General features: G+C 57.7%; 9 protein-coding genes. 5 read left to right on the top strand and 4 right to left on the bottom strand.

The genetic code is table 11. From position 1 onward, the window contains the following. Window positions 1–313: 313 nt before the first annotated feature. Window positions 314–496 (bottom strand): hypothetical protein, encoded by a 183-nt coding sequence (locus ABSG47_RS13285; RefSeq protein ID WP_424170175.1) that lies wholly within the window; start codon window positions 494–496, stop codon window positions 314–316. Between the two features lie 365 nt (window positions 497–861). On the opposite strand from ABSG47_RS13285, the gene gyrB reads away from it, so the two are divergent. Beyond that, on the top strand, window positions 862–3,459 hold the full coding sequence (gene gyrB / locus ABSG47_RS13280; protein ID WP_424170174.1) for a DNA topoisomerase (ATP-hydrolyzing) subunit B: 2,598 nt from the start codon (window positions 862–864) through the stop codon (window positions 3,457–3,459). Between the two features lie 16 nt (window positions 3,460–3,475). Here gyrB and ABSG47_RS13275 read toward each other — a convergent pair whose 3' ends face one another. Beyond that, a complete protein-coding gene (locus ABSG47_RS13275) occupies window positions 3,476–4,195 on the bottom strand; it encodes a L,D-transpeptidase family protein (protein ID WP_424170173.1) in 720 nt (239 codons plus the stop codon). A gap of 172 nt (window positions 4,196–4,367) precedes the next feature. Next, entirely contained in the window at window positions 4,368–6,509 is a 2,142-nt protein-coding gene (locus ABSG47_RS13270) for a hypothetical protein (RefSeq protein ID WP_424170172.1), read from the bottom strand. Between the two features lie 255 nt (window positions 6,510–6,764). On the opposite strand from ABSG47_RS13270, the gene ABSG47_RS13265 reads away from it, so the two are divergent. From ABSG47_RS13265 to ABSG47_RS13250, 4 genes are all read left to right on the top strand, one after another. Beyond that, window positions 6,765–7,037, top strand: coding sequence for a hypothetical protein (locus tag ABSG47_RS13265; RefSeq protein WP_424170171.1), 273 nt, complete (start codon window positions 6,765–6,767; stop codon window positions 7,035–7,037). Then, window positions 6,991–7,311: a TIM-barrel domain-containing protein gene (locus tag ABSG47_RS13260; protein WP_424170170.1), complete on the top strand. Its 321-nt coding sequence runs from the start codon at window positions 6,991–6,993 to the stop codon at window positions 7,309–7,311. Before ABSG47_RS13265 ends, ABSG47_RS13260 begins: the two co-directional genes overlap by 47 nt. 78 nt (window positions 7,312–7,389) lie before the next feature. Then, window positions 7,390–7,830: an antitoxin Xre/MbcA/ParS toxin-binding domain-containing protein gene (locus tag ABSG47_RS13255; protein ID WP_424170169.1), complete on the top strand. Its 441-nt coding sequence runs from the start codon at window positions 7,390–7,392 to the stop codon at window positions 7,828–7,830. Window positions 7,831–7,833: 3 nt separating this feature from the next. Further along, a complete protein-coding gene (locus tag ABSG47_RS13250) occupies window positions 7,834–8,562 on the top strand; it encodes an RES family NAD+ phosphorylase (protein WP_424170168.1) in 729 nt (242 codons plus the stop codon). An 86-nt stretch (window positions 8,563–8,648) separates the two neighbouring features. Here the strand turns inward: ABSG47_RS13250 and lipA are convergent, their stop codons facing one another. Beyond that, window positions 8,649–9,575 carry a lipoyl synthase gene (lipA, locus tag ABSG47_RS13245; RefSeq protein ID WP_481133036.1) on the bottom strand — a complete coding sequence of 309 codons (927 nt, stop codon included), beginning with the start codon at window positions 9,573–9,575 and terminating at the stop codon, window positions 8,649–8,651. Window positions 9,576–9,697: the final 122 nt, after the last annotated feature.

Raw genomic sequence — 9,697 nt, 5'->3', positions numbered from 1 at the left:
TTCGAGTTACCCACATGCGCCATTCGAACGCTTACGAACTCGATTGATTACACTTAGTTTCTGGCTGCTTTTGGCACTTGGCAAGTAGGCAGGCTGGGTGTGCAGACGGGACCGGGCATGGCTGCGGAGACCGCCTGATGGCTGGGGGTAATATGCGAGGAAGACGACGAGACAGAAGCTGCTGCAGCACCGGCAAGAACTACGGTCAAAGCGGCAATTCGGAGGGCGAGTTTCATTGGAATAATTCTCCTGGCAAAAAATTCGATACGGGTTTGGGTTATAGGAACAGCAGGACTTGATCAGATCTAAGGGCTTAGTTTCCTGTGGCTTTCGGCTGCTGGCATGTAGGCAGGCTGGGTGTGCAGACGGGGCCGGGCATAGCAGCGGAGACGGCCAGATGGCTGGGGACAACATGCGAAGTGGACGAAGAAACCGAGGCGGCAGCGGCACCGGCGAGAACAACGGTCAAAGCGGCGATACGGATGGCAAGTTTCATGTGATTATTCTCCTGAATGGAAATGGAAATCGCAGTGCGAAAAGAACTGCTTGTTACTATAAGATGGTAACCTAGGTGCTGTTCAGCTCAGCATAATTTTTGGGCTGCACTGCTCCTTTTCTCCATCCTGGGAATGGCTTGTTTCGGCCTCATGCAGATGACCTGCCTGATAGTGATTGGTTACCTCTTAAAGCACGGGTAAAATGACGGATTTTTCCCTTTCAGCATGGTAAAATTAATAAAGGCAAAGTCGTCCAAAAGTCCTCGTTTTTTCAAGCGATTAAGCCCAAAACCGCAACGCCGGAAAGCGTGTCGGCAAGCGGCGTTGGGTAGGACTGCCGGAACGAATGCCGAGATGGAATTTTATGGCGACTGAAAGCACTCCTCTGCCCTCCGATACAAATCAGGTTCCGAACCCAACCCAGAGCTCGGCCGGCAGCTATACCGGCGATAGCATCAAAATTCTGGAAGGTTTAGAGGCAGTGCGCCTGCGCCCGGCCATGTACATTGGCTCGACGGGCGAGATGGGCCTGCATCACCTGGTCTACGAGGTGGTAGACAACTCGGTGGACGAGGCGCTGGCGGGCTTTGCCACCAAGATCGAAGTGATCATCCACGTGGACAACTCGATCACGGTGGTGGATGACGGCCGCGGCATTCCGGTGGACATGAAGACGCTTCCGAACGGCGAGCGGATGTCGGCGGTGGAGGTGGTGCTGACGAAGCTGCATGCGGGCGGCAAGTTCGACTCCTCGACTTACAAGGTTTCAGGCGGTCTGCATGGCGTGGGCGTGAGCTGCGTGAATGCGCTGAGCCAGGAGTTCAACATAGAAATCTGGCGCGACGGGCACACCTGGGAGATGGACTTTAGCTGCGGCGATCCGGTGAGCGATCTGCGCCAGAGCGGCACGAGCAAGAAGCGCGGCACGAAGGTTCACTTTTTGCCCGACAGGACGATTTTTACCGCGACCGAGTACAACTACGACACGCTGGCGCAGCGGCTGCGCGAACTGGCTTTTTTGAACAAGGGCCTGGAGATTACGCTGACCGATGAGCGGACGGCGGACGCGAAGACGGGCGAGGCCAAGCGCACGGAGTTCCGGTATGCGGGCGGCATTGCCGAGTTTGTGAAGCACCTGAACCGCGGCAAGCAGGTGCTGCATGAAAAGCCGATCACGATGGAAGCGCTGCGCAATAACGTGGACATTGAGATTGCGCTGCAGTACAACGACAGCTACTCGGATACTTTGTTCAGCTTTGCGAACAACATCAACACGGTGGATGGCGGCTCGCACCTTTCCGGATTTCGCTCGGCGCTGACGCGCACGATCAATGCGATTGGCCAGCAGCTTGGGCTCTTCAAGGACATGAAGGAAAGCCTGAGCGGCGACGACGTTCGCGAGGGCCTGGTGGCGGTGGTGAGCGTGAAGCTTTCGCAGCCGCAGTTTGAGGGTCAGACAAAGGGCAAGCTGAATTCGGACATTGCCGGCATTGTTCAGGCTTTCGTCAATGAGCGGCTGGGTGCGTTTCTCGAACAGAATCCGCCGATTGCCAAGCGCATCATCAACAAGGCGATTGAAGCGGCACGGGCGCGCGAGGCTGCGCGCAAGGCGCGTGACCTGACGCGGCGCAAGGGCGCGCTGGATGGCGGCGGGTTGCCGGGCAAGCTGGCCGATTGCAGCGAGAGGAATCCGGACCGCTGCGAGCTGTACCTGGTGGAGGGTGAGAGCGCAGGCGGCACGGCCAAGCAGGGCCGCGACCGGAAGTTCCAGGCGATTTTGCCGCTGAAGGGCAAGATTTTGAACGTGGAGAAGGCCCGCTACGACAAGATGCTGGGCCATGAGGAAATCCGCGCGATGATTACGGCGCTGGGCACGGGCATTGGCAAGGATGATTTTGACCCGGCGAAGCTGCGCTACGGCAAGATTATTCTGATGACCGATGCCGACGTGGACGGCTCGCACATTCGCACGCTGCTGCTGACGTTCTTCTTTCGGCACATGACGGAGCTGATCAAGCGCGACAACGTGTATATTGCGCAGCCGCCGCTGTACAAGATCAAGAAGGGGCGCTTTGAGCAGTACATCAAGGACGACCGCGAGTTTGTGAAGGTGATGGTGAAGCGGGCGAGCGAAGGCACGACGATTCGCCATGGGGAGAACGCGCAGAAGATTGAGGGCGCGGACCGCACGCGGTTTATGAGCACGCTGGGCGAGTATCTCAGTTTTGTGGAGAAGGTGGACAAGCGCATCCGCAATGAGGCGCTGGTGGAGCTGCTGGCGCGTGCGGAGTTGACGCATCGCGCGGACTTTTCGGCGGAGGGGGATGCGCTTCCGGCGAAGATTGCTGGGCTGTATGCGGCGCTGGAGAAGCACGCCGAGGAGTTCCAGATCAAGCTGGCGCAGCCGGTGCAGGATGAAGAGCACAGGACGTGGTCGGTGTGCTTTACGGATTCGCAGGGGGCGAGGCGTTGCATTGACTGGACGCTGGTTTCAAGCCCGGAGTACCGGCAGATGATGGCGAAGTACTCGCTGATCAAGGAGTATATGGAGCCGCCGTTCCTGATTGAGTTTGCGGGCAAGGGCGGTGCGGCTTCAGAAGCCGCTGCGGAAGATGAAGAAGCCGAGGGCGCCGAAGCGCAAACAGAGCCGAAGGCGGCACGCGCCTCGCGCATTCCACGCGAGGCGGTGGAGAAGCAGACGGCGCGTGAGCTCTTTGAGTACATCGTGGATCAGGGCAAGAAGGACTACCAGGTGCAGCGCTACAAGGGTCTGGGCGAGATGACTTCCACGCAACTGTGGGAGACGACGATGGATCCGGAGAAGCGGACGCTGCTGCAGGTGAAGCTTGAGGATATTGCGGAGACGGAGACGATCTTTACCACGCTGATGGGCGAGGATGTTGAGGCGCGGCGCAAGTTCATCGAGGACAATGCGCTGGATGTGAAGAACCTGGATATTTAGCTGATTGCTGCGATTTTCAGCGATGAGGCTGGCCAGAAATCAATGGCAATTCCCAACCAGGACTGAGCCTTGCGTAGTCCGCTGCGGGCAGTTGTACGAGCAACGGCTTGCGTGCTGAGTCGAGCCAGAGAAGCACGCCTTCCAGCTCGCTTTGCGGCATGGCGGTGCATCCTGCCGTGCCCTGGCCTGGGCCTGACCAGATATGCATGAAGACACATGAGCCGCCTGCGGGCACGGGCGGATGGCCGCCGCCTTCCTTCACGATGCTGTTGTGATCAATGACAACGCCCCATTGATACGCGCGCCCTGCGTCTCGCATGTGTTCGGAGCTGTTCCAGTCGGAAGAGACTGTGGAGCGGTCCACGATGCGGTTGTAGTGTTTGGAATGCACATCATCTACGCATTCCGTCGACGCCGTCAGGCTCAGATAGGGGAGCTTGAGTCCCGGCAATGGCTGGGACGCGTAGCCGAATGCGGTCCCCAGTGTGAAGATGCCTGCGGGGGACCTCCCATCGCCTTCTCTCTTTACAGGATCGGCGGCGGCACGAATGCCTGAAGCAGCGGGCGCAAGTAGACCAATACCCCATCCCATTCCGTTCCTGCCAACCACGATGGAAATCGGCTTGCCTACGGGCTCCCATTTCTCATGAGATGTGTTGCGCTCGAAGCGCTGCAGCCGGCCATCGACTGCGTTCCAACTGGATGTAGTAACGACGATCATCTGCGTGGAATGCACGAATACTCCGGCTTGGGCAGTTGTAACCTGTGCCGGGAGAGCCAGAGTTCCGGTTGCTCCCACAAGGAGACCTATGAGAAGGCGGAGATGTTTCATGGATTGCAGTGTATAAGCCGAGAGCCGCGTGCGTATTTTCACCATAACGCCAACGGCCCTCTTTTATTTGCTGCGCTTATGCGTAGGTCTTTGTGATGCTTGCGTAGGTGATCGTCACTGACTTGCTCAGAGGCGTTGCCGCGCCGAAGATCGTCATGAGTCCCAGCGCATCGTCAAACAATGGCGCTTTTTGAATGGCGCTCTGCAACTGACTCGCGAAGGTTTTGCGTTTGCTCAGAAATCCGGCGTCATGCAGCGGATAGATGCCCGGATTTTTCGCGAGATATTGCAGCACAGACTGAAGCGCGAGAGCCGTGGAGTGCATGGCGGATGCCCAGAAGACAACATGCAGCGTCCATGTGAAGGAACCCACCGCCCACTGCGGTGGGTTGGCCAGATCGACTCCGAGAATCTGATAGAAATTCTGCGATGAGCCCGCATCGAGAAGCTGCGGCCACATTACGGGGTTGTTCATGCCGGCGACAAACTGCGGACTTAATCCAAGACCCGACGTATTCAGCAGAGCTTTGCGGCCCACCTGCTGATAGTCCGCGATGCTGCGCGGATTTTGAACCGCATCGAGAAAGAGATTTCTGCCGGAAACTCCGTCGTAGCCCAACGATGCAAATAAAGAGGCTGCCTGGCTGACGGAATTGGATTGGAGCGTCGCGGCCCAGTCGCCCGCGGCGTTGGTCTCACCGAGCTGCGTGGCAGTATCCACAAATAACTGCAGATCGGCCTGATGCGCGTTGCTCTTGTACGAGAAATAGTTATAGCCAACCTTGAGCGTGGGAACAAAGTTGCCAAAGGAAGCCGAATAGCCGATGGTTGCAACGCAATCCTCCACATAGACCTTGCGCAACTGATCGGCTTTGACTTTATCGAGCGGAGTGGCTGTTGCCGACAGGCGCGTGAGGTGCGCGGTATCGGTGAGGATGAGCTGCCCGTCCTCGGAGACTTTGGCCGACATATCGAGCGTGGCATCGTTGACCGAAGCGTGATCGAAGAGGCCGAGAAAGTTGAACGAGAAGGTATGTTTGACGTCCGTCGTTCGATCCAGAATGCTTCCGGCTTTTGTGATGCCTGCGGGCAGGGCCGCTCCGTTCAGCAGGGCGGTGAGATCGCCGTTGAGCAGATCGGACAGCGCGCTCTGTCCTGCGGCATCGAGAGCAGCAAGATCGAAGTTCCACGAAAATGCCGCCTGGTCAGTGACCGCGGTATCGCACTCTTCGTCGATGGCAATGGAAAGCTTTGTTTCGACTGCCGCTTTGTAGGCGTTCTGTACGTCCGTCGCCAGCGAAGCCGGCACATGAGCCTTCAGCCACGCGGGATCGAGCTTTCCCGCATCGCCGAGAAGCCCGTATATCTGCGCGACCACGTCGAATCCTCCGACGGTCACATCCGCTGCGGCGCTTACATCAAAAGAAACGTTGAAGCTGGCGCCCTGCTTCTTGTAATAGCCGATCTGCACCACGCTGGCTGATTTCTTCCAGATGCGTGTTTCAATTTCCCCGCAGAGCGTAAAGCCCCCGCAAATGGCCACACTCGGTCCCGCGGTGACGCTGATGGGTCCAAAGCTGGTGCTCACTCCGGGCGTTGCCGTGGGATTGATCGCTGTCAGAAAGTTGAGCTTGGTCTTGAATGCAACCGTGCCCTGAGCGTCGTAGGCGAAGACGGACCCTACGGGAAGCTTGCCGTTGTCGAGGAGGTCATCCTTTGAGGACGGAAGGGCAAACGCTCCGAATAACGTTTCAAGCGCGCCCTGCAGGGTGTGATAGGCTCCGTTTACGCCGGGGCCAAAGGGCAGATACAGCTTTGCGCTTCCGGTAGCGGAGCTGGATGGCGTGAAAGTATATGCGCCATCCGTAGCGGCGCCTCCCGCTTTCACGCCGAGCTGAAACGAGAGCGCCAGGTAGTAGTTGCGCCCCATTTCGATTTTGGTTCCGAATTGATCGGTCTTGAAGAGCGGGCATGAGGCTCCGCCGGCAGCCGGCTTGTAGAGATCGATCTCTCCGGTGGGGCCGCCGCCCGCTGTAAAGTTGGCCGTGCCGCCGGCTAGAGAAAATGAGGGCTCGCAGTTAAAGCCGATCGACAGGCAATTGATCTGAACCTGGTCGAGGGTCTGGCTTAATGCGCCGATTGCATCCGAGCGCAGAAAGTGGATTTCCGATCCGGTGGTCTTTCCAAGAACGGAGTTATCCAGGACCGTCGCATTCACGGAGGCTGATGAAGTATCACTTAACTTGATTGTGGCCATCTTTCGACCTTGCCTTTCGATTGCTAGGGAGCCGGGTTTCTACTTTCACGGAAAGACGAACAGTTTGCAAGTAAAAAATCAGGGAGCGCGGGAAGCAGACTACACCGCGGGCGCAAGCTGCGCCGGGTTTCTTCGACGCAGTGCAGAGGTGAGTTTGCTGAGGGATGCCGGAATTTTAGATGGCGATGTCTGAAACATGACTCTGGCGATGGCCAAATGGACCCAGACAAAAATGGATCGGCCGCAACCGAGAAGGCGTATGCGGCAATGAGCCACGGCCTGACCTTCAAAACGAAATCATTCAACGAAGACGCCGAGTTCACCGGGCCGGTAGCGCTCAAACTGTGGGTTCGTCTTCCACCTCTGGCATGGATCTTCGCCGCCTTGCACTTGATCGATCCTGGAGGGCAAGAGATAACCTTCACCGGCAATACCGATCCGCATGTCCCCTGGAGTGCAGGATCGCTGGAAAGCCCAAAATCCGGGTAAGCGCGTTTTTTCGCTCACGCGCTCGGCGTTCCTCGACCAGCAGTGCGTCGGTGCCACCGTCTTGTCGGGAGACGTCTGCGGCACCTACTGGGGCTTGAGCCATCAGATCCCCGCCGGTCTCAATTTCGCCCTGTCCGGAGCTCCATATTGGACTACCGACATTGGCGGATACTGGCCGCCCCATGACGACCCTCTCGCCGATCCAGCATTCCAGGAGCTTTACGCGTGCTGGTTCACAGTAATCCTCTCTTTCGTAACGGAAGACCATTTATAAAGCATTCGATGCTGCTGCTCCGCACTCGGTTTGCAATTCTCCTAAAAGTGTGGAAATATACTCCTGAAAGGAGTTTCTATGGCTACCCTGCTTAGCTATCCGGCAACCCGCTACGAGGCGCCAAAGATACTGGACTTCAGCGACGAGAAGGTTCGCGAAGAATATACACCGGCAGGCTTCCGCATCTTCCTCAATATCATGGACGAGTGGAAGGTGAAGGATGCGGATGCGCGCGAGCTGCTGCGCTCCATAGGAAATGGCCCCTTCTACGAGTTCAAGAAGAACGCCGAAGGCAAGGTGCTCGATTCCGAGCGCTTACAGCGAATCTCTTACATTGTCGGCATTTACAAGGCGCTCCGCATCCTTTACGACAAGGAGACTGCGGATGGCTATGTTCACCTGCCCAACAGCAACCGTTTGTTTGGTGGCCGCACTCCCCTTGAGTACATGAAGAAGGGAGGGCTGCTGGCAATGCAAAGTGTTCGGCGCCTTCTCGATGCGCGCCGTGGAGGCATCTAGGCTGTGAGCCTCAAAAAGACACCTTCTAGGGGCGGAAATACTCCGCCCCTTTCGTTTGTGGAGGCGTTTAACACTGCGCGCCTCATTCCTTCCCAATACAGCCCGAACGAGTCAAGCGTTCTGGCGGATGTTGCGCGTGGTGAGGATCTCCGGAAGGCTTTTGATTTCGACAATGCAACCAATGACCGCTTGCTCCTGGAGGCTGGTTTCCGTCCGGAGTTTGACAGCATTGACGAGCGCGAGTTCGTACATGGCATCCCTTATGCCAGCGTTATCAATGCCGCCTACGCTCACTACACTGAAGAAGGGAATCGCTTCAGCGTCTATGGCCGTAACGCCTGGTACGCAGGGCTTGAACTTGCAACTTCGCAAGCCGAGGTTATCTTCCACAAAACCATTGAATTGCATGAAATGGGCAAGGTTACACAGGAAGTCACATACGACGAGTACCTTGCAGATTTTCGTTGCGATCTTCACGATTTACGCGAATTAAGCGCGAAGAGTTCCATTCTAAGTCCGTCCAGCTACAAGGGCTCTCAGAAGCTGGCTGAGAACCTGTTCGCGCAAAGGTCGCTGGGGCTCATCTATCCCAGTGTGCGCGATCATAACGGGGTCTGCATCGCTTGCTTCCGGCCCGCGCTGGTTACGAATGTTCGTAAGGGCATGACGTACCGCTTTCGCTGGATCGCGATGGGCGTTCCGGTCGAGATCGAAGCTATTGGAAAACGTTAGACGCGATCACGAGAAGGTTGGTGTGGTTCGTCAAGAGTGGAACCACTGGCCCTTTTTATAGCGATGTTCCGTACAAACCAGCGATGTTATAGACAGGTGACGGCGCTTTCGGCCTGTTCGTGCGCGTGATACGAGCTGCGGACAAGTGGGCCGGATTCGACGTGGCGGAAGCCCATCTTGAGTGCTTCCGTCTTCAGCTCCGCAAACTCACGCGGCGTGTAGAGGCGCGCCATGGGCAGATGATTGCGCGAGGGGCGCAGGTACTGGCCGATGGTGAGGATGTCGCAGTGCGCCGCGGCGAGATCGCGGAATACATTGAGTAGCTCATGGGTCTCTTCGCCGAGGCCAACCATGACGCCGGACTTGGTCAGCCCTGTGGGCCGTAACTCTTTGGAGTAGCGCAGCAGCTCAAGCGTGCGCTCGTAGCGCGCGCCGGAGCGGACGACGCGATAGAGGCGCGGCACGGTCTCGGTATTGTGGTTCAGGATCTCGGGGCGGGCTTCGACGACGATGCGAATGGCTTCGCGGTTGCCCTGAAAGTCGGGAATGAGAACTTCAACGCCGCAGCCTGGGGATTGGCGGCGGATTTCATCGATGACCAGGGCGAAGGCGCGTGCGCCGCCGACGAGATCGTCATCGCGGTTGACGCTGGTGATGACGGCGAATTTCAGCTTGAGAGCGGCAACGGCCTCAGCCACGCGGCGCGGCTCGTCCAGGTCGATGGGCTCCGGCCTGCCTTTGGGCACGGCGCAGAATCCGCAGCGGCGCGTGCAGAGATTACCCAGCATCATGAAGGTGGCGGTGCGATGGTTCCAGCACTCGCCGATGTTGGGGCATTGGGCGCTCTCGCAGACGGTATTGAGGCCGAGCGAACGGGCCAACTGCTTGAGGCTGTGGTAGTTCTCGCCGAGCGGGGCGCGCGCCTTGAGCCAGTCCGGCTTGGGCGCAGGCGTTCTGCGCAGCGGCTGAATCTGCACCAGATCGAAGACGGGATTCGTGACGGGGTCCAGCACCTTTTTATTGTAGAGGCCGAATCCAGGTCCATTTCGCAGGCTGCGCCCGCGGCTTCAACGGTTGCCAGTTGAGTAACCATGAACTTTAGCCGGATATACGGCGTAAGTTATTCAAACAATGC

The organism is Occallatibacter sp. (assembly GCF_049510455.1).
Lineage (GTDB): Bacteria > Acidobacteriota > Terriglobia > Terriglobales > Acidobacteriaceae > Telmatobacter.
The sequence above is the reverse complement of the archived record's forward strand: the minus strand, read 5'-3'. Positions and strand labels throughout refer to the sequence as shown.